General features: G+C 66.8%; 26 protein-coding genes and 2 pseudogenes. 8 read left to right on the top strand and 20 right to left on the bottom strand.

Annotated features, from left to right (window positions below; all coding sequences use genetic code 11):
* Positions 1-54 precede the first annotated feature (54 nt).
* The gene (mhuD, locus tag MSM1_RS04710; protein WP_213440420.1) at positions 55-372 is read left to right on the top strand and encodes a mycobilin-forming heme oxygenase MhuD; all 318 of its coding nucleotides are present in this window, start codon (positions 55-57) and stop codon (positions 370-372) included.
* Complete coding sequence (locus MSM1_RS04715; protein ID WP_236054747.1) at positions 335-1,711, top strand: class A beta-lactamase-related serine hydrolase; 1,377 nt, start codon at positions 335-337, stop codon at positions 1,709-1,711. The genes mhuD and MSM1_RS04715 overlap by 38 nt, the downstream gene beginning before the upstream one ends.
* A 17-nt stretch (positions 1,712-1,728) precedes the next feature.
* On the opposite strand, the gene clpC1 is transcribed toward MSM1_RS04715, so the two are convergent.
* The 4 genes and pseudogenes from clpC1 to MSM1_RS22875 form a co-directional block, all read right to left on the bottom strand.
* The gene (gene clpC1, locus MSM1_RS04720) at positions 1,729-4,275 is read right to left on the bottom strand and encodes an ATP-dependent protease ATP-binding subunit ClpC (RefSeq protein WP_213440422.1); all 2,547 of its coding nucleotides are present in this window, start codon (positions 4,273-4,275) and stop codon (positions 1,729-1,731) included.
* Between the two features lie 260 nt (positions 4,276-4,535).
* Complete coding sequence (gene lsr2, locus MSM1_RS04725; protein WP_213440423.1) at positions 4,536-4,874, bottom strand: histone-like nucleoid-structuring protein Lsr2; 339 nt, start codon at positions 4,872-4,874, stop codon at positions 4,536-4,538.
* Between the two features lie 124 nt (positions 4,875-4,998).
* Positions 4,999-6,498 carry a lysine--tRNA ligase gene (lysS, locus tag MSM1_RS04730; RefSeq protein WP_213440424.1) on the bottom strand — a complete coding sequence of 500 codons (1,500 nt, stop codon included), beginning with the start codon at positions 6,496-6,498 and terminating at the stop codon, positions 4,999-5,001.
* 36 nt (positions 6,499-6,534) lie between these two features.
* A pseudogene (locus MSM1_RS22875) lies at positions 6,535-6,703 on the bottom strand (FAD-dependent oxidoreductase); the annotation flags it as partial.
* Between the two features lie 47 nt (positions 6,704-6,750).
* Here MSM1_RS22875 and MSM1_RS04735 point away from each other — a divergent pair.
* The 3 genes and pseudogenes from MSM1_RS04735 to MSM1_RS04745 all read left to right on the top strand — a co-directional run.
* Positions 6,751-7,107 (top strand): annotated as a pseudogene (locus MSM1_RS04735) (transposase); the annotation flags it as partial.
* 30 nt (positions 7,108-7,137) lie between these two features.
* A complete protein-coding gene (locus MSM1_RS04740) occupies positions 7,138-7,428 on the top strand; it encodes a transposase (RefSeq protein WP_213440426.1) in 291 nt (96 codons plus the stop codon).
* Entirely contained in the window at positions 7,425-8,318 is an 894-nt protein-coding gene (locus MSM1_RS04745) for an IS3 family transposase (protein WP_213440427.1), read from the top strand. Before MSM1_RS04740 ends, MSM1_RS04745 begins: the two co-directional genes overlap by 4 nt.
* Positions 8,319-8,927: 609 nt before the next feature.
* Here MSM1_RS04745 and MSM1_RS04750 read toward each other — a convergent pair.
* The 12 genes from MSM1_RS04750 to MSM1_RS04805 all read right to left on the bottom strand — a co-directional run bounded on the left by MSM1_RS04750 (position 8,928) and on the right by MSM1_RS04805 (position 19,546).
* Entirely contained in the window at positions 8,928-9,743 is an 816-nt protein-coding gene (locus tag MSM1_RS04750) for a type III pantothenate kinase (RefSeq protein WP_213440428.1), read from the bottom strand.
* Positions 9,744-9,745: 2 nt separating this feature from the next.
* Positions 9,746-10,165, bottom strand: coding sequence for an aspartate 1-decarboxylase (gene panD, locus MSM1_RS04755; protein WP_213440429.1), 420 nt, complete (start codon positions 10,163-10,165; stop codon positions 9,746-9,748).
* 38 nt (positions 10,166-10,203) lie between these two features.
* On the bottom strand, positions 10,204-11,112 hold the full coding sequence (gene panC / locus MSM1_RS04760) for a pantoate--beta-alanine ligase (protein ID WP_213441431.1): 909 nt from the start codon (positions 11,110-11,112) through the stop codon (positions 10,204-10,206).
* Positions 11,113-11,123: 11 nt separating this feature from the next.
* On the bottom strand, positions 11,124-12,017 hold the full coding sequence (locus tag MSM1_RS04765; protein ID WP_213440430.1) for a Rossmann-like and DUF2520 domain-containing protein: 894 nt from the start codon (positions 12,015-12,017) through the stop codon (positions 11,124-11,126).
* Between the two features lie 229 nt (positions 12,018-12,246).
* Positions 12,247-13,719, bottom strand: a complete 1,473-nt coding sequence (locus tag MSM1_RS04770) for a DUF6779 domain-containing protein (RefSeq protein ID WP_213440431.1) — start codon at positions 13,717-13,719, stop codon at positions 12,247-12,249.
* A gap of 164 nt (positions 13,720-13,883) precedes the next feature.
* Positions 13,884-14,369: a DUF3180 domain-containing protein gene (locus tag MSM1_RS04775; protein ID WP_213440432.1), complete on the bottom strand. Its 486-nt coding sequence runs from the start codon at positions 14,367-14,369 to the stop codon at positions 13,884-13,886.
* Positions 14,370-14,379: 10 nt separating this feature from the next.
* Complete coding sequence (gene folK / locus MSM1_RS04780; RefSeq protein ID WP_213440433.1) at positions 14,380-14,925, bottom strand: 2-amino-4-hydroxy-6-hydroxymethyldihydropteridine diphosphokinase; 546 nt, start codon at positions 14,923-14,925, stop codon at positions 14,380-14,382.
* 67 nt (positions 14,926-14,992) lie between these two features.
* Positions 14,993-15,394 (bottom strand): dihydroneopterin aldolase, encoded by a 402-nt coding sequence (gene folB / locus MSM1_RS04785; RefSeq protein WP_213440434.1) that lies wholly within the window; start codon positions 15,392-15,394, stop codon positions 14,993-14,995.
* Positions 15,394-16,218: a dihydropteroate synthase gene (folP, locus tag MSM1_RS04790; protein ID WP_213440435.1), complete on the bottom strand. Its 825-nt coding sequence runs from the start codon at positions 16,216-16,218 to the stop codon at positions 15,394-15,396. The genes folB and folP overlap by 1 nt, the downstream gene beginning before the upstream one ends.
* A gap of 5 nt (positions 16,219-16,223) precedes the next feature.
* Positions 16,224-16,832 (bottom strand): GTP cyclohydrolase I FolE, encoded by a 609-nt coding sequence (gene folE, locus MSM1_RS04795; RefSeq protein WP_213440436.1) that lies wholly within the window; start codon positions 16,830-16,832, stop codon positions 16,224-16,226.
* A 14-nt stretch (positions 16,833-16,846) separates the two neighbouring features.
* Positions 16,847-19,207 carry an ATP-dependent zinc metalloprotease FtsH gene (gene ftsH / locus MSM1_RS04800; protein ID WP_213440437.1) on the bottom strand — a complete coding sequence of 787 codons (2,361 nt, stop codon included), beginning with the start codon at positions 19,205-19,207 and terminating at the stop codon, positions 16,847-16,849.
* Between the two features lie 60 nt (positions 19,208-19,267).
* On the bottom strand, positions 19,268-19,546 hold the full coding sequence (locus tag MSM1_RS04805; protein ID WP_213440438.1) for a hypothetical protein: 279 nt from the start codon (positions 19,544-19,546) through the stop codon (positions 19,268-19,270).
* Positions 19,547-19,799: 253 nt separating this feature from the next.
* Here MSM1_RS04805 and MSM1_RS04810 point away from each other — a divergent pair, with 253 nt between their 5' ends.
* Positions 19,800-20,993, top strand: coding sequence for an LLM class flavin-dependent oxidoreductase (locus MSM1_RS04810; RefSeq protein WP_213440439.1), 1,194 nt, complete (start codon positions 19,800-19,802; stop codon positions 20,991-20,993).
* Positions 20,994-21,129: 136 nt separating this feature from the next.
* Positions 21,130-21,387 carry an SIMPL domain-containing protein gene (locus MSM1_RS21530; RefSeq protein ID WP_236054748.1) on the top strand — a complete coding sequence of 86 codons (258 nt, stop codon included), beginning with the start codon at positions 21,130-21,132 and terminating at the stop codon, positions 21,385-21,387.
* Between the two features lie 14 nt (positions 21,388-21,401).
* Here the strand turns inward: MSM1_RS21530 and hpt are convergent, their stop codons facing one another.
* From hpt to dacB, 4 genes are read right to left on the bottom strand one after another with little or no spacing between them, the layout of a single operon-like run.
* On the bottom strand, positions 21,402-21,986 hold the full coding sequence (gene hpt / locus MSM1_RS04820; protein WP_213440440.1) for a hypoxanthine phosphoribosyltransferase: 585 nt from the start codon (positions 21,984-21,986) through the stop codon (positions 21,402-21,404).
* 46 nt (positions 21,987-22,032) lie between these two features.
* On the bottom strand, positions 22,033-22,995 hold the full coding sequence (tilS, locus tag MSM1_RS04825) for a tRNA lysidine(34) synthetase TilS (protein WP_213440441.1): 963 nt from the start codon (positions 22,993-22,995) through the stop codon (positions 22,033-22,035).
* On the bottom strand, positions 22,974-24,050 hold the full coding sequence (locus MSM1_RS04830) for a zinc-dependent metalloprotease (RefSeq protein ID WP_236054749.1): 1,077 nt from the start codon (positions 24,048-24,050) through the stop codon (positions 22,974-22,976). The genes tilS and MSM1_RS04830 overlap by 22 nt, the downstream gene beginning before the upstream one ends.
* Positions 24,032-25,411, bottom strand: a complete 1,380-nt coding sequence (dacB, locus tag MSM1_RS04835; RefSeq protein WP_213441433.1) for a D-alanyl-D-alanine carboxypeptidase/D-alanyl-D-alanine-endopeptidase — start codon at positions 25,409-25,411, stop codon at positions 24,032-24,034. Before dacB ends, MSM1_RS04830 begins: the two co-directional genes overlap by 19 nt.
* A 140-nt stretch (positions 25,412-25,551) precedes the next feature.
* On the opposite strand from dacB, the gene MSM1_RS04840 reads away from it, so the two are divergent.
* A complete protein-coding gene (locus MSM1_RS04840) occupies positions 25,552-26,040 on the top strand; it encodes an inorganic diphosphatase (RefSeq protein ID WP_213440443.1) in 489 nt (162 codons plus the stop codon).
* Positions 26,041-26,309: the final 269 nt, after the last annotated feature.

A 26,309-nucleotide genomic window follows, 5' to 3' on the forward strand; every position in this document is an offset into this window, starting at 1 on the left:
TAATCCGGTGATAGCACCGGAGTTCTCCCGGGCCGGCACGGTAGCCTAGCTGGCATGCCAGTGGTAAAGATCAACGCAATCGAGGTTCCCGCGGGCGCCGGCCCCGAACTGGAGAAGCGCTTCGCCCATCGCGCGCACGCCGTGGAGAACGCGCCCGGCTTTCTCGGGTTTCAGTTGCTGCGCCCGGTCAAAGGCGAGGACCGCTATTTCGTGGTGACGCAATGGGAGTCCGATGAGGCCTTCCAAGCGTGGGCGAGCGGGCCCGCTATCGAAGCCCATGCGGGGCATCGGGCCAACCCCGTGGCGACCGGCGCGTCGCTGCTGGAATTCGAGGTTGTGCTGGACGTTGCCGGTAGCGGCGCGCGGGCATAGCCCGAGGCGGCCACGCCGCCGGGTGGTGGCGCTGGTGGCCATCTCGCTGCTGGCCGTCGTCCCGCTGGCAGGGTGCTCGCCGCCCCCCGCGGCACCCGCGAACGCCGCGAATACCCGGGGGCGGATCGACATCAGAACACCGCCGGGTCTGCGCGCCCGGCAGATCGTGGACATGCTCAACTCGGATTGGCCGATCGGCCCCACCGGTGTTCGCACCCTGGCCGCGGCCGGCATGGTCGAGCGGGTCGAGGGCATGATGGAGGCGCTGTGGTGGGACCGCCCCTTTATCGTCGACGCCGTCGACGTGCGGGCCGGTGCCGCCACATTGCACCTCACCAGCTCTTACGGCGCTCGCCAGGAGATCAGGATTCACACCGATGACGACAGGCTCGTCGACGGTTTCGACGTCACCACCCAGGCGCCCACGATCACGTCCTGGCGGGACGTCGACACCGCGTTGAGCCGGACCGGTGCCCGTTACTCGTATCAAGCCGCCAAGGTCCGCGAGGGCCGCTGCGAACGGGTCGCGGGCGCCAACAGCGCCCAATCCCTGCCGCTGGCGTCGATTTTCAAGTTGTATGTGCTCTACGCCGTGGCGGACGCGATCACAGCGGGGACGATGTCCTGGAATGACGAGCTGATCATCACCGCGAAGAGCAAAGCCGTCGGCTCTTCCGGGCTGGAGCTGCCGGTCGGAGCGCAGGTAACGGTTCGCACCGCCGCCGAAAAAATGATCGCCACCAGCGACAACATGTCCACCGACCTGCTCATCGACAAGGTGGGCACCCACGCAGTCGAGAATGCGCTGATCGCAGCCGGCCATCACGATCCGGCCAGCATGACCCCCTTCCCCACCATGCACGAGCTGTTTTCGGTCGGCTGGGGCATCCCGGATGTTCGCGACCAGTGGCGTCAGGCCTCCCCACAAGTGCGTGCGCAGCTGCTGCAGGAGGCGGATTCGCGTCCCTACCAACCGGACCCAGCTCGAGCCCACGCCCCGGCGTCTAGCTACGGCGCGGAATGGTACGGCAGCGCCGAGGACATCTGCCGGGTGCACGCGGCATTGCAGGCGGGCGCGACCGGTGCGGCCGCGCCCGTCCAGCAGATTCTGGCCGCTGTCCCGGGCCTTGATCTGGACCCCCGCGAGTGGCCGTACCTCGGTGCGAAAGCCGGCGGGTTGCCGGGCGATTTGACTTTCAGCTGGTACGCCGTCGACAAGACGGGACAGCCGTGGGTGGTCAGCTTTCAGCTGACCTGGCCACGCGATCATGGCCCGGCCGCGACCGGCTGGATGCTGCAGATCGCCAAGCAGGCTTTCGCGCTGCTGTCAAGGCGCTAACCGGCCGCCCGGCGAGGTTACTGCGCGTTCAGGCCGCTGGCGCTGTGGGCCGCCGCCTTGGCCAGATCCGACTCGGTGGGCACCGCCGACTTAGGGGTTCCGGTGAACGTGAACACCGCATCCTCGCTGGGGCCTTCGCCGTCCCAGTTGTCAACGTCGACCGTGACGACCTGCCCGGGTCCGACCTCCTCGAAGAGGATCTTCTCCGAGAGTTGGTCTTCGATCTCGCGCTGGATGGTGCGCCGCAGCGGGCGCGCCCCGAGCACCGGGTCGAACCCGCGCTTGGCCAGCAGCGCCTTGGCCTTGTCGGTCAGCTCCAAGGTCATGTCCTTGCTCTTGAGCTGGTTCGCGACCCGGTTGATCATCAGCTCCACCATCTGGATGATCTCATCCTTGGTCAGCTGGTGGAAAACGATCACATCATCGATGCGGTTGAGGAACTCGGGCCGGAAGTGCTTCTTGAGCTCGTCGTTGACCTTCTGCTTCATCCGCTCGTAGTTGTTCTCGCCACCGCCCTGGCTAAACCCGAGACCGACCGGCTTTGAGATGTCCGCGGTGCCCAGGTTGGACGTGAAGATCAGCACGGTGTTCTTGAAGTCGACCGTGCGGCCCTGCCCGTCGGTGAGCCGGCCGTCCTCGAGCACCTGCAACAGGCTGTTGTAGATCTCCTGGTGCGCCTTCTCGATCTCGTCGAAGAGCACCACCGAGAACGGCTTGCGCCGCACCTTCTCGGTGAGCTGACCGCCCTCCTCGTAACCCACGTAGCCCGGTGGGGCGCCGAAGAGCCGCGACGCGGTGAACCGGTCGTGGAACTCACCCATGTCGATCTGGATGAGCGCGTCGTCGTCGCCGAACAGGAACTCCGCCAGCGCCTTGGACAGCTCGGTCTTGCCCACACCGGACGGCCCGGCGAAGATGAACGAACCCGACGGACGCTTAGGGTCCTTCAGCCCCGCCCGGGTACGGCGAATCGCCTTGCTGACGGCCTTGACGGCATCGTCCTGGCCGATGATGCGCTTGTGAAGCTCCTCTTCCATGCGCAGCAGCCGCGACGTCTCGGCCTCGGTCAGCTTGTACACCGGGATGCCGGTCCAGTTGCCCAGCACCTCGGCGATCTGCTCGTCGTCGACCTCGGCAACTACGTCCAGATCGCCGGAACGCCACTGCTTTTCACGCTCCGCTCGCTGGGCCACCAGCTGTTTCTCGCGATCACGCAGGGCGGCGGCCTTCTCGAAGTCCTGCGCGTCGATGGCGGACTCTTTCTCTCGGCGCGCTTCGGCGATCTTCTCGTCAAACTCACGCAGGTCCGGCGGCGCCGTCATCCGGCGGATCCGCATCCGCGCACCGGCCTCGTCGATCAGGTCGATCGCCTTGTCCGGCAGGAACCGGTCGTTGATGTAGCGGTCGGCCAGCGTCGCGGCGGCCACCATCGCGGCATCGGTGATCGACACCCGGTGGTGCGCCTCGTAGCGGTCGCGCAGCCCCTTGAGGATCTCGATGGTGTGTTCCACCGTCGGCTCACCGACCTGCACCGGCTGGAACCGGCGCTCCAACGCGGCGTCCTTTTCGATGTATTTGCGGTACTCATCGAGCGTGGTCGCCCCAATGGTCTGAAGTTCACCGCGAGCCAGCTTCGGCTTCAGGATCGACGCGGCGTCGATGGCGCCCTCGGCGGCACCGGCCCCGACCAGCGTGTGCAGCTCGTCGATGAACAGGATGATGTCGCCGCGGGTGTTGATCTCCTTCAACACCTTCTTCAGGCGTTCCTCGAAGTCACCGCGGTAACGGCTGCCGGCCACCAGCGAACCCAGGTCCAGCGTGTAGAGCTGCTTGTCCTTCAGCGTCTCGGGAACCTGGCCATGCACGATGGCCTGTGCCAGGCCCTCGACGACCGCGGTCTTGCCGACGCCGGGCTCGCCGATCAGCACCGGGTTGTTCTTGGTGCGCCGGCTCAGCACCTGCATCACCCGCTCGATTTCCTTCTCGCGACCGATGACCGGATCGAGCTTGCCTTCCATCGCCGCGGCCGTCAGGTTGCGGCCGAACTGGTCGAGCACCAGCGACGTCGACGGGCTGCCGGATTCACCGCCACGGCCGCCGGTGCCGGCTTCGGCGGTCTCCTTGCCCTGGTAGCCGGACAGCAGCTGGATCACCTGCTGGCGCACCCGGGTCAGCTCGGCGCCCAGCTTGACCAGGACCTGGGCGGCGACACCCTCGCCCTCGCGGATCAGGCCGAGCAGGATGTGCTCGGTGCCGATGTAGTTGTGGCCGAGCTGCAACGCCTCACGCAGGGAGAGCTCCAAGACCTTCTTGGCGCGCGGGGTAAACGGGATATGCCCCGACGGCGCCTGCTGGCCCTGGCCGATGATCTCCTCGACCTGGCTGCGGACACCCTCCAGCGATATCCCCAGCGACTCCAGCGACTTTGCGGCTACGCCCTCGCCCTCATGGATCAACCCCAGCAGGATGTGCTCGGTGCCGATGTAGTTGTGGTTGAGCATCCGGGCCTCTTCTTGCGCCAGGACGACGACCCTGCGGGCACGGTCGGTAAATCTCTCGAACATCGGTGGTTACCTGCTCTCCCTCACCATCGGTACTGTGGTCGGCCCTGGTCGGCCCCTGCGTACCTGCCATCCACTGTAATGGCCGACCGCCCCGGGTTCCTAACCTTGCGTGTCAGACCACCACACGTATCCCCGGTGTAACACGGACGCAATAGAAGAACGCGGCGAATCGCCAAATCGTTTCCCTATCGGCCGGTGACTGGTTTCGCTACCGGCGAACAAAAGCGTCGCTCAGGCCCGCTGGGCGGCCGCCCGGGCGGTCAGGTCGCCGCGTGGAATGCCTCGATGATGTCGGCCGGGATACGGCCCCGACTGGAGACGTTGTGGCCATTGCGGCGGGCCCACTCCCGGATCGCGGCGCTCTGCTCGCGGTCGATGGCGCCCCGGCTGCGCGTCGCGCCGGAACGTCCGCGGCGCCGGCCACCGACGCGGCGCGCCGCTTCCACCCATTGCTTCAGGTCGTTACGCAGTTTCGCGGCATTCTTAGTCGAAAGATCAATCTCATAGGTAACCCCGTCGAGCCCGAATTCAACCGTTTCGTCAGCGGCAGCCACGCCGTCGAAATCATCGATCAAGGTGACGGTCACTTTCTTCGCCATTAGCTCACCCTCACGCTGCTTCCTGTGCACATCCTGTGCAAGCTGGATTGGCTTTCCCGCAGACCAATCTGCCATAAGAGAGCGCCTTATTCAATCCCGAAACCGCCTATCGTAGCGAAGCGGTTCAGTTGCCAAGCGGGCGAACAAGCGGGAACAAAACTGTCTCCCTAATTGACAGGCCGGTCAAAACCATCAACAATCGGTCGACACCCATTCCAGTTCCCGTGCACGGCGGCATCGCGTACTCCAAGGCGGCCAGAAAATCCTCATCGAGCGCCATGGCCTCGTCGTCGCCGGCAGCCGCGGCTCGCGCCTGGGCGGCAAATCGCTCCCGCTGGATCACCGGATCGATCAATTCGGAGTATCCGGTGGCCAGTTCGATTCCGCGCACATACAAATCCCATTTCTCGGTGACGCCGGGGATACTTCGGTGCTGGCGGGTCAAAGGCGTTGTCTCCACGGGGAAATCCCGCACGAACGTGGGTGCCGTGAGGCTCTTGCCGACCGTGTGCTCCCACAACTCCTCCACCAGCTTGCCATGCCCGTATCCGCGCTCAGCGGAAATCTCGACGCCAAGCGCCCCGGCGATGGCGCGCAACCGCTCGACCGTCGTGTCGGGCGTAATCTCCTCACCGAGGGCAGTGGACAGAGACGGATACATTTGTATCGACGCCCATTCGCCATCGATGTCATAGACACTGCCGTCCGGCAGCGGCAGTTGCCGGGTTCCGAACGCTTCATCGGCGACATGTTGAATAAGCTCCCTGGTGACGATGGCCGAATCGTCATAGGTGCCATACGCTTGGTAGGTCTCCAACATGGAGAATTCCGGGGAATGCGTGGAATCGGCCCCTTCGTTTCGGAACACCCGATTAAGTTCGAAGACCTTGTCGAACCCGCCGACGACGCAGCGCTTTAGGAACAGTTCGGGGGCGATTCGTAGGTACAGATCGATATCGAGGGCATTGGAGTGGGTGATGAACGGTCGGGCCGCCGCCCCTCCGGCCAGAGTCTGCAGCATCGGGGTTTCGACCTCGACAAACCCCCGGCGTTCCAGCCCGGTGCGTATCGCCCGAACGACCGCGATCCGCGCTCGGGCGAGCGTGCGGGCCTGCGGGCGGACGATCAAATCGACGTAACGTTGGCGGACCCGCGACTCTTCGGTCATGTCCTTGTAGGCGACCGGCAGCGGCCGCAACGACTTCGATGCCATCCGCCAGGAATCGGCAAGCACCGATAATTCGCCGCGGCGGGAGCTGATCACCTCGCCGTGCACATAAACGATGTCGCCGATATCGACATCGGTCTTCCACGCATCAAGCGCCTGCCGGCCGACGCTGGCGAGGCTGAGCATGGCCTGCAGTTGCGTGCCGTCGCCGTCCTGCAAGGTCGCAAAGCACAGCTTGCCCGAGTCGCGGGCGAACATCACCCGGCCGGCAACCCCGACGATGTCCCCGGTCCTCGAGTCGGTCGGCAGGTCGGGGTAGGCGGCGCGGACCTGGGCCAGCGTGTGGGTGCGCTCGACCGCCACCGGGTAGGGATCGCGGCCCTCCGCTAACAGGCGAGCGCGCTTTTCCCGGCGTATCCGGAATTGCTCGGGAATGTCTGTATCGGCCGCGCTCACGACGTGCCAGCTTAAATTAACCAGCGCGGGCCGATATCAACCTGGCTGGGGTGGTCGGGTTGGGGCCGGGGACGCGTTGAGAACGGCGGCGACCTCGCGGGCCGCCCGGTGCCCGGATTCGACCGCGCCGTCCATCGAAGCCGTCCATCGAACAAGTCCAGCGACGGGCCGTCTCGCTGCCTGCCCAGTGCAGCGGCCCAACCGGCGGATGCTACGGCGCGGTGAACGCGCCGTAGCATCCGCCGGTTTATGGTTTGGTCGTGGGATATAACGAAATTACAAGGGCCACAACGTGGCACCTTCTATCAACTGTATGTGATCATCGACATCTTCTCGCGCTACGTCGTCGGTTGGACCGTTGCGGCCACCGAGACCGGTGAACTGGCCAAGCAGTTCATCGACGACACCTTGGTCCACCACAGCGTCGAGCCCGGCCAACTGGCTCTCCATGCTGATCGCGGCACCTCGATGACGTCCAAGCCGGTCGCCCAACTCCTGACCGACCTGGGCGTGGACCGCAGCCACAGCCGCCCGCATGTGTCCAACGACAACCCCTACTCGGAGGCCAATTTCAAGACCCTCAAGTACTTGCCGGGAAATCCCCCGAAAGTGTGGAGGCATGCACTATGAGGTAAGGGCATGTCAGAGACGCGCAGGAAGTTCGACCGGGAGTTTCGGGAGGGAGCGGTGCGGATAGTCCGGGATACCGGTAAGCCGATCGCGCAGGTGGCCCGAGACCTCGGGATCCATCCGGGCACCCTGGGTAATTGGGTTGCCAAAGATCGTGCTGAACGGGAAGGCGCCCAGGGGCTTTCCACCGGTGATATCGCCGAGTTGAAGCGGCCGCGAGCCGAGGTCGCCGAGCTGCGCATGAAGCGTGATGTGCTCAAGCGATCCGTGGTCGGCTGGGTCAAGGAGGCGACGAGGTGAGTGTGGCCCGCTTTATCGCCGACCAGAGGACCGTGCATCGGGTGCCACACACGGTGTGCTGCGCGCTTTTGGGGGTCAGCGTTTCCTGGTTCTATAAGTGGCTGGACCGCGAGCCCACTGAGCGGCAGCGACGCCGCGCGCAGCGGGATGCGCGAGTGGCGGAGCTGTTCGAGCGCTCCCAGCGCACCTACGGCTCGCCGCGGATCCACGCCGACCTGCTCGCTGAAGGCTGGAAGGTCAGCGTGAACACGGTGGCCGACTCGATGCGCCGGCAAGGGCTGGCCGGGCGCAAGCCTAAGCGCCCCAGGGGGTTGACCCGCCAGGACAAGAAGGCACCTCAGTTCCCCGACCTGCTCAAACGGGACTTCACCGCCGCAGCGCCCAACCGGGCGTGGTGCGGTGATATCACCGAAATCCCCACCGATGAGGGCAAACTGTATTTGGCTTCGGTCCTGGACCTGTGCGGGCGACGTTTGCTGGCTTGCCCGATGTCGGAGCACCCCGATGCGGAGCTTGCCAGCGACGCGATCAAGATGGCCGTCGCAGTACGTGGCGGGCGCGCAGCGATCGCTGGCGTGATCTTTCACACTGATCGCGGATCTACCTACACCGCCAATGATTTCACTAAGCTGTGCCGCAAGCTCGGGGTGCGCCAATCGATGGGACGTGTCGGGTCGTGCTTCGACAACGCCGCCAGCGAGGCGTTCTTTTCCACCCTCGAACACGAGGTGCTGTCCCGCCACCACTTCGCCACCAAGGCACAGCCACGCGAGGCCATCACCACCTGGTGCTACGAGTTCTACAACACCCGACGTCGGCACAGCTCAGCCGGGTTGCTGCCACCCGTCGAATACGAAAAAACCACGGCCATCCAACCGCAGGCCGCATAACGGAAACCTCCACGTTTTCAGGGGAAACCCACATTCTTCGATTACTACAACCATGAACATCGACACAGCGGCGTCGCACTACACACCGCGGCGTCGGTCCACTACGGCACCGCAACCCAGATCCAGGCCCAACGCGCCGCCACACTCGACGCGGCCTATGCCGCCAACCCCGCCAGGTTCCGGCATCGCCGACCCACCCCACCGAAACTGCCAACCGTCGCCTGGATCAACCAACCAACCCCCGAAGCGCTCATCAAATCCGCATAAGAAACTGTCTCACCGACCTTGACACGTTCCGAGCAGCCACCGGCATCTTGCCCTCCCGAAACCACCTGTAAGCGGTCTGCGGGTGAACACCGCTGCTACGAGCCCACTCAGCCAACTTCACACACTCAGCAAAACATACATTCGATCACATTTACTCACACATCAGTAAACAGTTCGCTACCCTCGGCGCCGGTGACGTCCACCGGTGTGACACTCGAGATCTGAACGCGCGGAGCGCGCATGAGTCGGCTATTAAGGCCAGTACCGTATGATCTAAAGCCAGGCTCGGTTTGCTGAAGCCCTTGGCCGTTTGCGGCTTTCACCGCTGTCTTCGGCGTAGACTCAGCGCGCTGTCTTCAGCCGACCGCGCTGGCTGTCGCGGTTGCGCTCGAAGACTAGCCGCAGACCATGCAGGGTCAGGTGCGGGTCGTAATGGTCGACGGTATGCAGCTCAGGCATCATCAGGGGCGCGGTGTGCCCGGTGGCCACCACCGCCACGTCGTCTCCGGCGAAGCCGTTCACATCGTCACGGATGCGCTGCACCAAACCGTCCACCAGCCCGGCGAATCCGAACACCGCGCCGGCCTGCATGCATTCGACGGTGTTCTTGCCGAGCACCGAACGGGGCCTGGCCAGCTCGACCCGGCGAAGGGCGGCCGAGCGGGCCGCGGCGGCGTCGGACGACACCTGTACCCCCGGCGCGATGGCGCCACCCAGAAACTCGCCATTGGCCGACACGACGTCCACACATATCGATGATCCGAAGTCGACCACAATGGCGGCGCTCCCGAACTTGTGAAACGCCGCAAGGCAGTTAACGATCCGGTCGGCACCCACCTCCTTGGGATTGTCCACAAGCAGCGGGATACCGGTGCGTACCCCGGGTTCGATCACCACGTGCGGCACCGACGGCCAGTACTGATCGAGCATGATTCGCACCTCATGCAGCACCGAAGGCACAGTGGACAGGGCGACCGCTCCGGTGATCCGCTCGGCATCCTCGCCGATAAGGCCGTCGATGGTCAGCGCGAGCTCATCGGCGGTGATCTCAGGTTCAGTGCGTATTCGCCACTGTTGCACGACTTTTGCCTGCTCCTTCGATCCGGAGAGCAGTCCGACGACGGTGTGCGTATTGCGGACGTCGATCGCCAGTAACACGGCTATCCCCCACTGATCCGGGATGAGGCCAACCCGACCGCATCCGCCGGCACAAACGCAGCGTCGTGACCCAGGTCAATCGGGTGGTTATGCGCGTCGACGAACACGATCCGCGGTTGATACGCGCGGGCCTCAGCGTCGTCCATGACGCCATAGGCGATCAGGATCACCGTATCACCTGGATGCACGAGATGCGCTGCGGCGCCGTTGATGCCAATCACCCCGCTACCTCGCTCGCCGGTGATCGCATAGGTGATGAGCCGGGCTCCGTTGTCGATGTCGACGATAGTCACCTGCTCACCGTCGAGCAGGTCGGCGGCATCCATCAAGTCAGCGTCGACGGTCACCGAGCCGACGTAGTGCAGGTCCGCCTGCGTGACGGTGACGCGGTGGATCTTCGACTTCAGCATCGTGCGTAACATCAATTCCTCCAAGATGATTCGGAAGGCCGATTGCTGTCCTACCACGCGGTGGGTGCAAGCGCGTCGGTGCCGGCATGAGTCTCTATCGCCCCGATTTCAATGGCGACATTGTCCAACAGCCGGGTGCTACCAACCCTGGCGGCTACCAGCAGCCGGCCAACGCCCTGGCGGGGAGCGGGGCCGAGCGCGGCATCGCGCACCTCCAGATAGTCGACGTCTATCGCAGGCACCGCGTTGAGCACGGCCCGCGCAGCGTCCAGCGCCGCTTCCACCCCGCCAGGGGCTGCGCGCCGTGCGGCCAGCAGCGAAGCCGCAAGCGCGCTGGCGGCTTCGCGCTGCTCCGGGTCGAGGTAGCGGTTTCGCGACGACATCGCCAGCCCGTCGGCCTCGCGGACGATCGGCACCCCGACGACCTGCACGTCGAGGTTGAAATCGGCGACCATCTGGCGCACCAGCACCAGTTGCTGATAGTCCTTCTCGCCGAAGAACACCCGCTCGGGCCGCACGATCTGCAACAGCTTCAGCACGACGGTCAGCACGCCCGCGAAATGCGCGGGCCGGGAGGCTCCCTCCAGTTCGGCGCCCAGCGGGCCCGGATGCACCGCGGTCCGCGGTCCGTCGGGATACATCGCCGATACCGTCGGGGTGAACGCGATCTCCACCCCTTCCCGGCGCAGTTGCGCCACGTCGTCATCGAAAGTGCGCGGATAGGTATCGAGATCTTCACCGGCGCCGAATTGCAGCGGATTGACGAAGATCGAGACCACGACCACCGAACTCGGCACCCGCTTGGCGGCGCGGATCAGGGCGAGGTGCCCGTCATGCAGCGCGCCCATGGTGGGCACCAGCATCACCCGCCGCCCGGTGTGCCGCAGGCCACGGCTGACGGCGGCGACATCACGCGGGGTCGAGTACACGTTGAGCTCGCCTGCGGCGAACGCCGGGATGTGGTTGACAATCACCTGGCCAGTACCTCGAAAACGTCGTCGGGAGCGTGCGCCCGCTGCGCGGTGCGCAGTGCGTTTGCCCGGTACGCCTGCGCGAGCCGCGGATCGAGCCTCGCTAGCGCCGCTAGATGCCCAGCAACCGCGGCCGCGTCGCCGCGTGCGACCGGGCCGGTGAGCGCGGCTTGTCCTCGCTGCAACGTGTTCTCCAGCGCCGCGCGCGCCAGCGGTGCGAGGATACGTGCGGCAAGACCGCTCGGCTGGTCTTCCCCCCGCTCGGCCCGGCAGGCGGCGCGCAAGGCCTCCAGTGCGTCCGCGAGCACCGTGACGAGATGGTTGCCGGCGTGGGCTAAAGCGGCGTGGTAGAGGGTGCGGTCCTCTTCATCGACCCGGAACGGCTCGCCACCCATCTCCAGCACCAACGCCTGCGCGATCGCGTCGCCGACATCATCGGCGGCAGTGATCCCGAAGCAGGTGCCCGGAAGGCGCGCGATGTCGTCGTCGGATCCGGTGAACGTCATCGCCGGATGAATGGCCAGCGGGATGCACTCCTGCCGGGCCAGCGGCTCCAGCACATCGATGCCCATCACGCCCGACGTGTGCACCACGATCGTCCCGCCCCGAACCGCCGATGTGGCGGCCAAACCCGACACCAGGCCCGCAAGTTCGGTATCGGTAACGGCCAGCAGTAACAACTCGGCGCCGGCGGCAACGTCGGGAACCGGCACTACGGGGGTATCCGGCAGCCAGCGCTGCGCCCGTTGCCGCGACGCCGGGGAGATGGCACTGCACGCCACCACCACATGGTCGGCGCGCTCCAGAGCGACCCCTAAGGCGGTGCCGACCCGGCCGGTCGAGATGATCCCCACCTTCAACCGGGCCGGACGCAAACCGTTGAACTGCACCATCGCAGACGGCCTCGCAAGTCTCCATGGTCGTTCCAGTCCCGCGTCGCAGGTACCGGACGGTCCCCAAGACTCTACCCCGGCGACGATGCGCCCCGCCAAGCGGGGCGAGGAGGAGCGGGGTCAGATAGCCCGGCCCCGGCGACGATGCGCCCCGCCAAGCGGGGCGAGGAGGAGCGGGGTCAGATAGCCCGGCCCCGGCGACGATGCGCCCCGCCAAGCGGGGCGCGCGTTACTCCTCGCGACGGCGCCGCCGGCCACCTCCGGTCGGCTCGGTTTGGAGCCGCGCAAGCAAGTCCGCAACCGACTGCCCAGCGCTTTGCGCGGCATCGCCAGCCCGCGATGATCCCCTGCCGTGGTGCCGATGCGGGGTCGCTGACGGCTGCGCCGCATCGGTTGCCGGGGGTGTGTGCTGCCCACGCGATGACCACGACATCCCTGGGTCTGATCGTGACGACGATAACGGCGGGTCGTCGGCGGCCCGGCCGGAGTAGTCCGTCGAATGACGCCCCTGAGCGCGACGGCCGGTCGCGTTGTAGTGCCAACCGGGCTCGTCGTCGCTGGGCTGAGCAATCCTGGGCTCGTCCGAGCCGGCGTGGCGACCGCTGCGCTGCTCTGGCGGGGTAGCGGCCGCCGGGGATGCGCCGGCGGCCGTGGCGCGGGCCGCGTCAACCACGCCGTCGGAGGGTGGGGGCACCCAAGTGCCGCCCGGTGTCTCGGGCTCCGGCCACCGCCCATCCGCCCTGCCCGACTGCCAATTGGTGAGTTGTGGGGCCTCGGCAGGGCTCGTGTCCCATCGCGGCCACTGCGGCTCGGGTGACGCCGATGGCGAAGCGTGCGCTGGCTCGGATTGTGCCGGTGGCGCCTCGTGCTGAGGCGGGGCCCACCGCTGCGGCTGGGTGCCGTATCGCGTTTGCTCCGACCAACCGCGGTCTTCTGACCCACGCTGCTCCGCGCGCTGGCCAGTGTTCTCCTGCTGTCGGGGCTCCGTACCCCAACCGCTGTCCCCCGGCCCGCGCCACTGGGATCGGTGGTAGAACGCGGCATCCTCAGCGGCCTCACCAGCGGCGGTGTCCGCCGCCGGCCGGGGAGGCAGCGGCTCCTCGGGAACATCGATGATCGAGCCTTCATCAGCGCGGCCGGAGAACTCGTCCGAACGCACCGATGTCACCCGATTGCTAAAACGGTCATCGGGCGTGGCATGGCTGGTACGCGCCCAGTCACGGTGGTCGTGCCCGGGTGCGCGGTCGGTCTCCAAGGCCGGGCGGTGCGTCAGCTCGGTGCCGAAGACGATCTCCAGATTGGCTCGCAGCGCAGCCAACTCGGCCCGCAGCGCCGCCACCTCGTCTGCCGCCTGGGCCCGCAATTCGGCGGCCAGCTCGCGGCGCAGCTGGGACTCCACGGTCAGTTCGTACTCGCGCCGCGCCGATATCTCCCGATCCAGCTGCAAGTCATAAACCAGCTTCAGATCACGCACCCGAGCCTGATCCACATCGCTTTGCCGACGATAGATCACCGATACGAACGCCGCGACGATAGCGGCCCACAGGGCCAGGATCACCGCGAGCCTTAACAGCTCCACCCGACTGGTGAACACCAGCGCGGAACTGGCGCCGATGGCAAGCACCAGCAACGCGGTCAACAGCAGCCAACCCGGCCTGCGGCCGCTGCTCCGGACCCGGGCGCGGCGGGACAGAACGGTCATGGCCCGACTGTACCGGGCCGAGGTCAGTCCGCATGTCGCCGTCTCCGGCGATTCTCACCCGGTCCATCGCCGCAGCACCACAGCTACCGCTCGGCGACCTTCACGGCGTCGAGTCGGCTAATTGTGCGGCCCCGCTTCACCGCTCCCGTCGGCGCCGCGACCGGCTAGGTTTCGGCACCCTCCGCGCTCCGATCCCCCTCGGCGGAGTCGGGCGGTGACTTGCAGCAATGCTGTAGCCACAGCGCCGCAACCACCAGAGCCAAGGCGCTGATGACCGCAACCACCGTACCGGCGGTGTCCTCACCGGCGACCCGGATCGATGACCGTCGGGGCAACAAATACGCCAACACTCCAACCCACCACCCCAGCGCCAGCGCCCCCACCCACGCCGACGCCTTGGCGATCATCACACTGCGGGCCACCGCAAGCGGATGCAACCAACCCGGTCCGTCGCCGATCTCGCCGTTGTTGATTTTGGCCCGCACATAGCGACCCCAGGCGGCCTCGACGACAGCGACCACCAGCAGCGACAGGCCGGTCCACACCGTGATGGGAGGAAACCACCGGTACAGCAGCACCACCAGCAGATAACCGACCACAGCGGCGCCGATCACGCCGACTGTCAGGTCACGCTTGCGAGTCGGTCCCATCAGATTTCCGCTACCGAGCCGTTTCCGCGTCGGCCTCGCGGTGAAAGCTCAGCATCAGCCCGGTCGGCCGCACACCGGCGCGATCGACCGGCTCGAGCTCAGCCAGCAAATCGCTGGCGGACCTCTTTCGTCCGCCCACCGTCAACGCGGCGCCCGGGTCGATGGCCAGCCACGGAACCAGCACGAAGGCCCGCAGATGGGCCAGCGGGTGTGGCAGCATCAGCCCGTTTTCGCGGGAGATCAATTCGGTATCGCCGTCGTAGCAGGCAACCAGGTCTACGTCGAGGGTTCGTGGGCCCCAGCGCTGGCCGCGCACCCGATCCGCCGCCCGCTCCAACTGCTGAGCCCGGTGCAGCCAGCCACGCGCGTCAAGCGCGGGATCGTCGGCGATCAGCGCAGCGTTAAGGAAAGGCCCCTGGTCTATGCCGCCCCACGGGTCCGTCTCGTATACCGGCGAGACTGCCCGCACCGCCCCGCCAAGGCCCCCGACGACCGACTGCAGCCGAGCCAGCCGGTCACCTAGGTTAGAGCCGATCGACAACACCACCCGGGTCATGGGCGCCACGCTCCCGTGGGTGCGGCGATCCCCGCGATCCCGGCCACTCCGGTGTCGGCGTCGCACGTCATGGTGTCTCTCCGCGCGGTATTGCCCAACCGCGGTCAGCGCACCGGGAGCGCCGGGCCGCCACCGCCACATCGGTGAACATCTGGGGGATCGGCGCCTGTGGTTTGTGTACCACCACCTCGACGGCGCGCACCCGCTCATCGCGCATCACGTCGTCGGCGATGTCGCCAGCGACGGTTTCAATCAGGTTGCGGGCCGGCCCGGCGACGATATCGGCCGCGCGCTGGGCCAGCACACCGTAGTCATAGGTATCGCAAAGGTTGTCGCTTGCGGCGGCGTGAGCCAGGTCGATCCACACGGTGATGTCGACCACGAAATCCTGCCCGCCAGCCCGTTCGTGCGGGCAAACCCCGTGATGCCCCCGAACAGTCAAGCCGCGCAACTCGATTCGGTCAACCATCACCGTGTCCCCGCCTGTGTCCAGGCCGCGACCACTTTGAGCGCGTCCATCGAGGCCCGTACGTCATGCACCCGCACGCCCCAAGCCCCATGCAGGGCGGCCAGCGCGGTGATCACCGCGGTAGCTGTTTCCCGGCCGTCGGCGGGCCGCGCCGTCCCGTCCGGACCGGCGAGCAATGTCCCGAGGAACCGTTTACGCGACGCCCCGATGAGCACCGGCACCCCGGTGGCGACAAACTCAGGCAACGCGTTTAGCAACGCCCAGTTATGTTCTCCCGTTTTCGCAAACCCGAGACCGGGATCGATCACCAGCTTGGCCGGGTCGACACCGGCGGCGATCGCGTGATCGACGCTGGCGAGCAGCTCGGCGCGCACCTCGGCCACCACATCCCGATACTGCGGCACCCGGTGCGGGTGATCGGCGGACAGCGGCCGCCAGTGCATCAGCACCCACGTCGCGCCCGTCTCGGCCAGCAAAGCGGCCATCGCGGGATCAGCCCGACCGCCGGACACGTCGTTGACGATCTGCGCACCGTTGTCTAACGCCGCACCTGCGACACCGGCGTGCATGGTGTCAATGCTGACGATAATGCCCTGTGCTGCAAGGCGTTTAATGACGGGAACCACACGGGCCGCTTCCACCTGGGGGTCGATCCGGGTGGCCCCGGGGCGGGTCGACGCACCGCCCACGTCAATAACCGCCGCACCCTCCGCGGCCAACGCCAGGCCATGGTCGACAGCGCGGTCAGCGTCTAGGTAGCGCCCACCATCCGAGAACGAGTCATCGGTGACGTTCACCACCCCGATAACGCGTGTCGGGCTCACTTGCCTCACTTGCGCAAGATCAGATCGAGTGCTTCGGCCCGGGATGAGGGGTTGGTCTTGAACAAACCGCGCACCGCCGACGTCGTGGTGATCGCCCCCGGCTTGCGGACACCGCGCATCGACATGCAGAGGTGCTCGGCCTCGATCACGACGATCACTCCCCGCGGATCGAGTTTGCGGGTCAGCGCGTCGGCGATCTGCACGGTAAGTCTTTCCTGCACCTGCGGCCGCTTTGCGTAGAGGTCGACCAGTCGCGCGATCTTAGATAGACCCGTCACCCGGCCGTCGTGCCCCGGAATGTAGCCCACATGCGCCAGGCCGTGAAATGCCACCAGATGATGCTCGCAGGTGGAATACAGCGGGATCGCCTTGACCAGCACCAACTCATCGTGCTGCTCATCGAATGTCGTCTCCAGCACGGTGTCTGGATCGGTGTAGAGCCCGGCGAACATCTCACGAAAGGTTCGCGCGACCCGCGCCGGGGTGTCCTCCAAACCATGCCGATCCGGGTTCTCGCCAATCGCCAACAGCAACTCCCGAACCGCCGCCTCGGCACGCGCCTGGTCGAACACCGGCGTGCGCAGTTCTACCGGGCGTGCATTCGACTGGGCCATCGGATCTCCGTTCGTCAACGGTGGGCCGGCGGGTTGGGCTGGCCCGCGTCCTGGCTCCGCTGGCCAGAGGGCTTCTGCTGGGACGAGCTGTCCTGAGGCGGTGACTGGGCCGGCGGGGGATACGGTGGGTAGGGCTGAGCCGGATAGTTCGGTACTGGGTGCTGCGGCCAGTACGGCGACTGCGCTGGCGAGGGGGGCGGGGGGTACCAGTAGTTTGGTGGCTGTTGCGGTGGCCATCCCGGGGCGCGCCAACCGGCCGGAGCACCGTAATCGGGCTGGGTGGGACGCCGCAACGGCGCACCGTCACCCTCGGCGGAGCCCTGGCTGCCTGGGAAGTGGTGAGAGCCGTTGGCGCCCTGAGGGATTCGATCTCCCTCCGGCTGCTGGCCGGCTTCACTAGCCGCCCGGGCGATCGCCGCCTTGAGCGCGGGTTCGGGCGCCGGCTGCGGCCACGGCTCACCGCGCTCGATGGCTAACTCGCCGGGTGTCTTGATCGGCGGCTTGTCCGAGGGGACGCGGCCACCGAAGTCGTCGAACATGGTGAGCCGGGGCCGCTTTTCGACCCTGGCGAAGATCACTTCCAACTCGGCGCGGTGCAGCGTTTCCTTCTCCAGCAGCTCACCGGCCAGGGTGTCGAGCACGTCGCGGTATTCGGTGAGGACCTCCCACGCCTCCGTGTGCGCGGCCTCGATGAGCTTGCGCACCTCGTCGTCGATGTCGCGGGCAACCTCATGCGAGTAATCCGGCTGGGTACCGATCGCACGGCCGAGGAAGGGGTCGCCGTGCTCGGTGCCGTATTTCACGGCGCCGAGCTTAGAGCTCATCCCGTACTCGGTGACCATGGCACGGGCAATTTTGGTGGCCTGCTCGATGTCGGACACCGCGCCGGTAGTCGGCTCGCGGAACACCAGCTCCTCAGCCGCGCGCCCGCCCATCGCGAACACCAGCCGCGAGATCATCTCCGAGCGGGTCATCAATCCCTTGTCATCCTCGGGCACCGAGACCGCGTGCCCGCCGGTGCGGCCGCGAGCCAGGATGGTCACTTTGTAGATCGGCTCGATATCGGGCATCGCCCACGCCGCAAGCGCGTGACCGCCCTCGTGGTAGGCGGTGATCTTCTTCTCCAGCTCGCTGATGACCCGGCCCTTGCGCCGCGGCCCGCCGATCACCCGGTCCACCGCCTCCTCGAGGGCGGCCGCGGTGATCACGGTGCCGTTTTCGCGGGCGGTCAACAGCGCCGCCTCGTTGATGACGTTGGCCAGGTCGGCTCCGGACATCCCGACGGTGCGTTTTGCCAGCCCGTCGAGGTCGGCGTCGGGCGCCAGCGGCTTGCCCTTGGCATGGACCCGCAGGATCGCCTTGCGCCCGTTGAGATCGGGGTTGGACACCGGAATCTGGCGGTCGAATCGCCCCGGGCGCAACAGCGCCGGATCCAGAATGTCGGGCCGGTTAGTGGCCGCGATCAGGATGACGCCGGCCCGCGGGTCAAACCCGTCCATCTCGACCAGCAGCTGGTTCAGCGTCTGCTCACGCTCGTCGTGGCCGCCGCCGAGGCCCGCGCCGCGCTGACGGCCGACGGCGTCGATCTCGTCGACGAAGATGATGCACGGGCTGTTCTGCTTGGCCTGCTCGAATAGGTCACGCACCCGGGAGGCGCCGACGCCGACGAACATCTCGACGAAGTCGGAGCCGGAGATGGTGAAAAACGGCACCCCGGCCTCTCCGGCGACGGCGCGGGCCAGCAGCGTCTTGCCGGTGCCGGGTGGACCGTAGAGCAGCACACCCTTGGGGATCTTGGCGCCGAGCGCCTGATAACGACCCGGGTTGGACAGGAAGTCTTTGATCTCGTAGAGCTCCTCGACCGCCTCATCGACGCCTGCGACGTCAGCGAAGGTGGTCTTGGGCATGTCTTTGGTGAGCAGCTTGGCGCGTGACTTGCCGAAGCCGAAGCCCATTCGGGCACCGCCCTGCATGCGGGAAAACCCGAAGAACAGCCCGACCAGCAGCAGCAGCGGCAGCAGATAGATCAACAGCGATCCCAGGATGTTGCCCTGGTTGACGATGGTGCTGACCTGGGCTTTCTTACTGGTGAGGGCGTTGAACAGCGGGACGGCGTACCCATTGGGGTACTTCGTGATGATCTTGTCGGAGCCGTCGGTGTCAGGGTTGCCCTGTTTGAGCGTCAACCGGACTTGTTGCTCGCGATCATCGATCTGGGCGCTCTTGACGTTGTCGGCATTGATCTGGGCCACCGCCACCGAGGTGTCGACGGGCTTGTAACCGCGGGTGTCGTCGCCGAAATAGAAGAACGACCAGCCGAGCAGCAACACGACGGCGATCGCCGTGAGTGTGCGGATTACGTTTTTCCGGTTCATCAATCATCGGCCGTAGCCGGCCATGTCCTTCCGCGATACATGCAGCTGGGATAGTTCAGGCTACCGCTCGTGGCGATCGCCAGCCCGGCGGAGCCGGGCGCAGCGGGTCGCCACCATGCAACCCGATGGCGATCGCCAGCCCGGCGGAGCCGGGCGCAGCGGGTCGCCACCATGCAACCCGATGGCGATCGCCAGCCCGGCGGAGCCGGGCGCAGCGGTCGCCACCATGCAACCCGATGGCGATCGCCAGCCCGGCGGAGCCGGGCGCAGCGGGTCGCCACCATGCAACCCGATGGCGATCGCCAGCCCGGCGGAGCCGGGCGCAGCAGACGCCACCATGCTGCTTACACCAACGAACGGTGGTTCCAGGAGGTGCCCGGTGAGACGGAGCAGCGGCGTGGCCAGGACATCACCGTGTCCACCCCACCTGGACCGGGTTCACCGCAACCTGCTTTGGCATCGCAACACACCAGAAGGCCGCCCCGGCGTCACCGGGCTTGCGCCGCTCGGGCCACCCACCTCGCCGAACTAGAGTTGCGATGAACCGCTTGCGCGAAAAATGTTAGGTCCTTGCGAGGAGCGTCCAGCACCGATGAGCGCGCCACTGCGTTTCGGCGTCTTTATCACGCCGTTTCACCCGATCGGGCAGTCACCCACGGTGGCGCTCGAATACGACCTGGACCGGGTAAGCGCACTGGACCGCCTGGGGTTCGACGAAGCGTGGTTCGGCGAGCACCACTCCGGCGGCTACGAGCTGATCGCCTGCCCGGAGGTGTTCATCGCCGCGGCCGCGGAGCGCACCAAGCACATCCGGCTGGGCACCGGGGTGGTGTCACTGCCTTATCACCACCCGCTGATGGTCGCCGACCGCTGGGTGCTGCTGGATCACCTGACCCGGGGCCGGGTGATGTTCGGCGCCGGGCCCGGTGCACTGCCCTCAGACGCCTACATGATGGGTATCGACCCCGTCGAGCAGCGGCGCATGATGCAGGAGTCCCTTGAGGCGATCCTCGCGCTCTTCCGGGCCGCACCCGGTGAGCGGGTCAACCGGCACTCCGACTGGTTCACCCTGCGCGACGCCCAGTTACACATTCGTCCCTACAGCTGGCCCTACCCGGAAATCGCGACGGCCGCGATGATTTCACCGTCCGGCCCGCGACTGGCCGGGGCGCTGGGCACATCGCTGTTATCACTGTCGATGTCGGTGCCCGGTGGATACGCGGCGGTAGAAAACGCTTGGGAGGTGGTCCGCGAACAAGCGGCCAAAGTCGGCCGCGAAGAACCGGATCGCGCCAACTGGCGGGTGCTGGGCATCATGCACCTGGCCGACAGCCGGGAGCGTGCGATCGATGACTGCACATACGGGCTGCGGGATTTCGCCAAGTACTTCGGCGCGGCCGGGTTCGTTCCGCTGGCCAACCTGGTCGACGGTGCGCAGTCACCCCGAGAGTTCGTCGAAGAGTATGCGGCGAAAGGCAATTGCTGCATTGGCACACCTGATGACGCGATCGCCTACATCCAGGATCTGCTGGATCGATCGGGTGGCTTCGGCACGTTCTTGTTGCTGGGCCACGACTGGGCCTCCCCGGGGGCGACCTACCACTGCTATGAGTTGTTCGCCCGCAAGGTAATTCCACATTTCAAAGGACAACTAGAAGCACCGCGGGCATCACATGACTGGGCCCAAGGTATGCGCGAGCAATTGCTCGGCCGGGCCGGCGAGGCGGTGGCGAAGGCGATCAGCGAACACACCGACGAGCTCAAGATGGAACGCGAGCAGAGCTGATACGCGAGGCGGTGCTGCGTGAGGGGTTCCGCGCGACTAACTCCATCCGGGTCAAGATCCACCCACCGACGCGGCGTCACTCACTTGCAACGGCAGCATCGTCAGCACCGGAGGCGCTGCCACCCGGATCAACTCAATGCGTTACTACATCGAGGACGACTCGAAGCTGGTGAAGGACGCGCGTGCCCGGGCGTTCAACGATGCCAAGAACCGCGCTGAGCAGTACGCCCAGCTGTCAGGGCTCACGCTGGCCAAGGTGATCTCGATCTCGGAGGCTGCCGTGTCGCCCGCATCGACTCCGATGCCCCGGATACCGGTGGCCGTGAATGTCCCGCTGGAACCCAGCCGGCAGACGATGAGCTTCCCCGTGACGGTGGTCTGGGAGCTGAGGTAGCGCCTAAGCCTCGCCTAAGCCTGATAGACCCGCGGGTCCAGGGTTCCGATGTATGACAGGTCACGGTAGCGCTCGTCGTAGTCCAGCCCGTAACCCACGACGAACTCATTGGGGATGTCGAACCCCACGTAGGCGATGTCCACGTGGGCGCGCAGCGCGTCGGGCTTTCGCAGTAGTGCGCACACCCGAAGCGAACGCGGACGCCGGGTGGCCAGGTTGCGCAGCAGCCAGGACAACGTCAGCCCGGAGTCGACGACGTCCTCGACGATCAGCACGTCGCGGTCGTTGATATCGCGGTCGAGGTCCTTGAGGATGCGCACCACGCCCGACGACGACGTGGATTTTCCGTAGGATGCGACGGCCATGAACTCGAACTGGGTGGGCAGCGGGATCGCACGCGCCAAGTCGGTGACGAACATTACCGCGCCTTTGAGCACGGTGATCAGCAGCAGATCCTGGCCGGCGGCCACCAGGCCACGGTAGTCGTTACCGATCTGGGCGCCGAGCTCGGCGACACGCGTGCGAATCTGCTCCTCGGTCAGCAGCACCGATTTGATATCCCCGGGGTACAGCTCGGCCGACTGGGCTGTCACGTCCACAGCGTGCCACGTTGGCGGCCGGCGACCAACGCCGGGCCCCGACTCGTCAGATCGGCTGACGACGCAGCGTGAGCACGCCGTCGCGGCGGCCCGCGATCAAGCGCTCGCCGCGCAGCGCGGACCCCACCGCCACCCCGCCCTGACCGCGCCAGGCGGTGACCAGTGTGTTCACCCGACGGATCTGCTTGTCGGTCAGCCCGGTCGCGCCGCCGGCCAGCAACCAGGCACGAATGACCTGGCGGCGAACCGGATCGGGTAACGCCCGCAACGCGCGAGCATCTAGGCCCTCGTCGGTCGACGCCGTGGCCAGCGCCTGCGCGGCGAGCGTGTCGATCAGCTCGATGTCTTCGCGCAGCGCGGTAGCGGTCCGCGCCAGTGCCTCAGCGACGCCGCCCCCCAGCACCTCCTCCAGCAGCGGCAGCACCTCCCGGCGTAGCCGAACGCGGGTGAAGCGGCGATCGGTGTTGTGCGGGTCCTGCCAGGCCGCCACCCCTAGCTGGGCGCACGCCGCGTGGGTCACGCTGCGGCGCACCCCCAGCAACGGGCGGCACCACGGCGGATCGTAGGGGCGCATCCCCGCGATCGAGCGAGCACCCGAACCTCGGCCCAGCCCCAGCAGCACCGTTTCCGCTTGGTCATCCAGCGTGTGCGCCAAAAGCACCGGATCACTGCCGCGGGCGGCATCCAGCGCCGCATAGCGCGCGATGCGCGCCGCCGCCTCCGGCCCTCCGCGCTCGCCAACTTGTACGCAAAGCACCTGGGCAGCAACGCATCCCAACGCGAGGGCTTGCTCACGAGCGGTCGCGGCAACCGCGGTTGAGCCGGTTTGCAGGCCGTGATCCACGATGAGCGCGGTGGTGGGCCGCATCGCAGCGGCGACCGCGGTGAGCGCCAGCGAATCCGGGCCACCGGATAACGCCACACACCACCGGCCCGCGGTGGCCACATACGTTTTTGCGAACGCCGCGACGGCCGAATGGAGCTGAGCTAGAGCACCCGATCGATCCATCGTTGCGGGTCTTCGATCTCGGCGGGCAGCGGCAGCGTGGCGGGACTCGACCAGATGGTGTTGAAACGCTGCATGCCGACCCGGCCCACCACGTGGCCGACGAATGCCTTGCCACGCGTGTACTGGTTGATCTTGGCGTCGATGCCCAACAGGCCGCGCAGCAGCCGCTGCAATGGGGGTTGCCTGCGGTGACGGCGCTCATCAAACCGGCGCCGGATGGTCGCCACCGACGGCACCACCCGCGGCCCGACGGCATCCATCACATAGTCGGCATGCCCCTCAAGCAGCGTGCCGAGCACCAAAAGCCGATCCAGGGCTTGGCGCTGAGGCTCGGACTGCACAGCACGCAATACCCCGAGGATTCCCGCGGCGCCGGCGTTAGGCGCCGTCGGAGCGGCCGGTGCCTCGGCGCGGCTGCGGACGAAATCGGCGATCCGGGCCACCACCTGCCTGACGTCCTCACCACTCTCCTGCGTCAACACGCCCAGCGCCTGCGACATATAGCCGGCCAGCCACGGGTTAGCGGTGAACTGCACGCGATGGGTCACCTCATGCAGGCACACCCACAACCGGAAATCAGCGGGATCGACCCGCAGCTCGCGCTCGACGGCAATGACATTTGGGTACACCAGCAGCAGGCGACCCTGCTCACCGGTTCCGAACGGGTCGTACTGGCCGAGGATTCCGGAGGCAACAAAAGCCAGCACCGCACCGGTCTGCGCGCCGGTGATCCGGCCGGTGAAAAACCCCCGGGGTTTGTCGGTGCCGCCCGTCATCACCCGCATGGATTCGGCCGCCGCCCGGATCCACTCCGGACGGTCGACAATGCAGGCCTCAGGCACCGCAGCACCGGTGTCCAGCCCAGTGACCTCCCGCACCAGGGACTCCGCCGCTTTGGCGCCCGCCACCAGGTCGTCGATCACTTTGCGGCGGGTGTACTCGGTGGAGGGCGGAGCCGGGCGGGCCAGCCACTCCCCGACGGTAGCCGCGAACCGCCAATCAACGGCGCGCCCGATGGCCAGCTCGGAAGATGCCGTCACGTTAGGCACCCACATGTTCGCAACCGGGCGGCCAGGGCATCGAGCGCGATACGGCCGGTGGGCCCGGCGTCATTGGAGATGAGCGCGAATGTCAGCACCCGCCCACTGCTGTCGGTCACCACGCCGGCCAGCGCATTGGTCGCGGTCAGCGAGCCCGTCTTGGCCCGTAACCAGCCGGCGGCATCGGCGTCTGTGCTCGGGTCGTGGAAGCGGTTGGTCAGGGTACCGCTACCACCGGCGACCGGAAGCAGATCCAGCAGCGCCCGCAGCTGCGGCGCCCCCGGTCCCGCCGCCGCTTGCACCACGTCGTCGATGGTCTTGGCGGTCAGGCGGTCATCGGCCGACAACCCGCTGGAATCCGCCAGGGCGGCGCCCGCGGTGTCGACGTGTATGGCGCGGAGCCTGTCGGTCACGGCATCAACGGCGCCGGCGAAGCTGCGCGGCCGGTGCATGGCCGCCGCGACCTCACGGGCGATGCATTCGGCCAGCACGTTATCCGAGACGCTCATCATCTCGCCCAACCGCTCGATGAGCGGCGCGGACCGCACCGCGGCGAGCTCGCGGGCACCGGGCGGCGCAGCAGCGATGCTGACGGCCGCCGGATCAAGCCCGAGCGCGCCGGCAAGCGCGCGACCGGCGTCCAGCGCGGGGGTGTGTGAGCGGGTGGACTCCGCGGTCGCCGGTTGGATGCGGCCGGCGTCAAGCATCACCGACTCGATCGGAGCAACATCACCGCCATCGATGTCGGCAGGATCCCAGCCCGGCGCTGTCGTCGGGCCGGTAAACGCCGTCGTATCCACTCGGACCGCGGTCGGCGTGACACCGCTGCGGCGGATCTGGTCGGCCAGGTCACTGATGCGCGCCGCACCCCGATACCAGGTGTCCTGGCCGGGCGGTGCCGCGGACAGCGTCGGGTCCCCGCCGCCCACCAGCACGACCACGCCCGGCTCATCCGCGGCGACCACCCGAGTGGTGACCTGGGCCTCGCGATCCAGCGTCAGCAGCGCCGCGGCCGCGGTCAGCAGCTTATTCGTCGACGCGGGCTGTAGGGGGACGTCGTCAAGCTGACGCCAGAGCGTTTTGCCGGTCATCGCGTCGGTGACCCGGCCCCCCAGCCTGCCCAGGTTCGGATCCGCCAGTTGGGCTGCCAGTGCCGCCGCCAACCCGGCTTCGCTGGGCGCGGGGGCGCCGGGCGCGACGGGAATCACTCCCGGCGCCGCCGTGACCGGGTGCGGAGGCGGCGGGATCCGCACGGTCTTGGTTTCGCGACCACCCGCGGTGAACACCGCTGCCGCCGCCACCACTGTGGCGACACAGGCCAGCGCTGCCGCTCCGAGAACCGCGCGGGTAGATCGCCGCCACCGACTGGGACGCATCACACTCCTGACTCCTTGGTCCCATTCTGCCCAACCCGCCGAAACGCCGGACACCGTCGACGGCTGTCGCCGCAGCCGAAGCAGCGCTTGCACTAGGGTGGACACCCGATGACCAGCGACCCTGCGAAGGAGCCGACACGGTGCAATTCGACGTGACCATCGAAATCCCGAAAGGGCAGCGAAACAAATACGAGATCGATCACGCGACGGGACGGGTCCGGCTGGACCGCTACCTTTACACCTCGATGGAGTACCCGGCCGACTACGGCTTCATCGAAGAGACCCTCGGTGAGGACGGCGACCCCCTCGACGCCTTGGTGCTGCTGCCGCAGCCGCTGCTGCCGGGCGTGCTGGTGGAGGCCCGACCGGTGGGCATGTTCCAGATGGTCGACGAAAAGGGCGGCGACGACAAGATACTGTGTGTGCCGGCCGGAGACCACCGATGGGATCACGTCAATGACATTGGGGACGTGCCGGCCTTCGAGCTGGAGGCCATCAAACACTTCTTCGTGCACTACAAGGATCTGGAACCCGGCAAGTTCGTCAAGGCCGCGGATTGGGTCGGTCGCGCCGAGGCCGAAGCGGAAGTGCTGCGCTCCCAGGAACGGTTCAAGAGCAGCCGACACTGAGCCGCCCCCGCCGGGCTGTGTGTCGTCGATGATGCTCACGATTCGGTGGGTCTTTCGGCCCGGCGAGGCGGCACGAAGTCTTGACCGCGCTGAAAGACGGTCACGTGAATTCCCGACGATGAGGCAGGAATTCCCGGTGGCACAAAGGGTTTTGGCACCGATGACGGGTAGACCCGGTGGTGGTTGTGACGGTTGGGCCGATTGATGGGTGTCATCAATCGGCCCGGTTGGGTGTGTGGTTGTGGGTGCGGCGCCTGCGGGTCGGGCCG

Source organism: Mycobacterium sp. SM1 (assembly GCF_018361265.1).
GTDB lineage: Bacteria > Actinomycetota > Actinomycetes > Mycobacteriales > Mycobacteriaceae > Mycobacterium.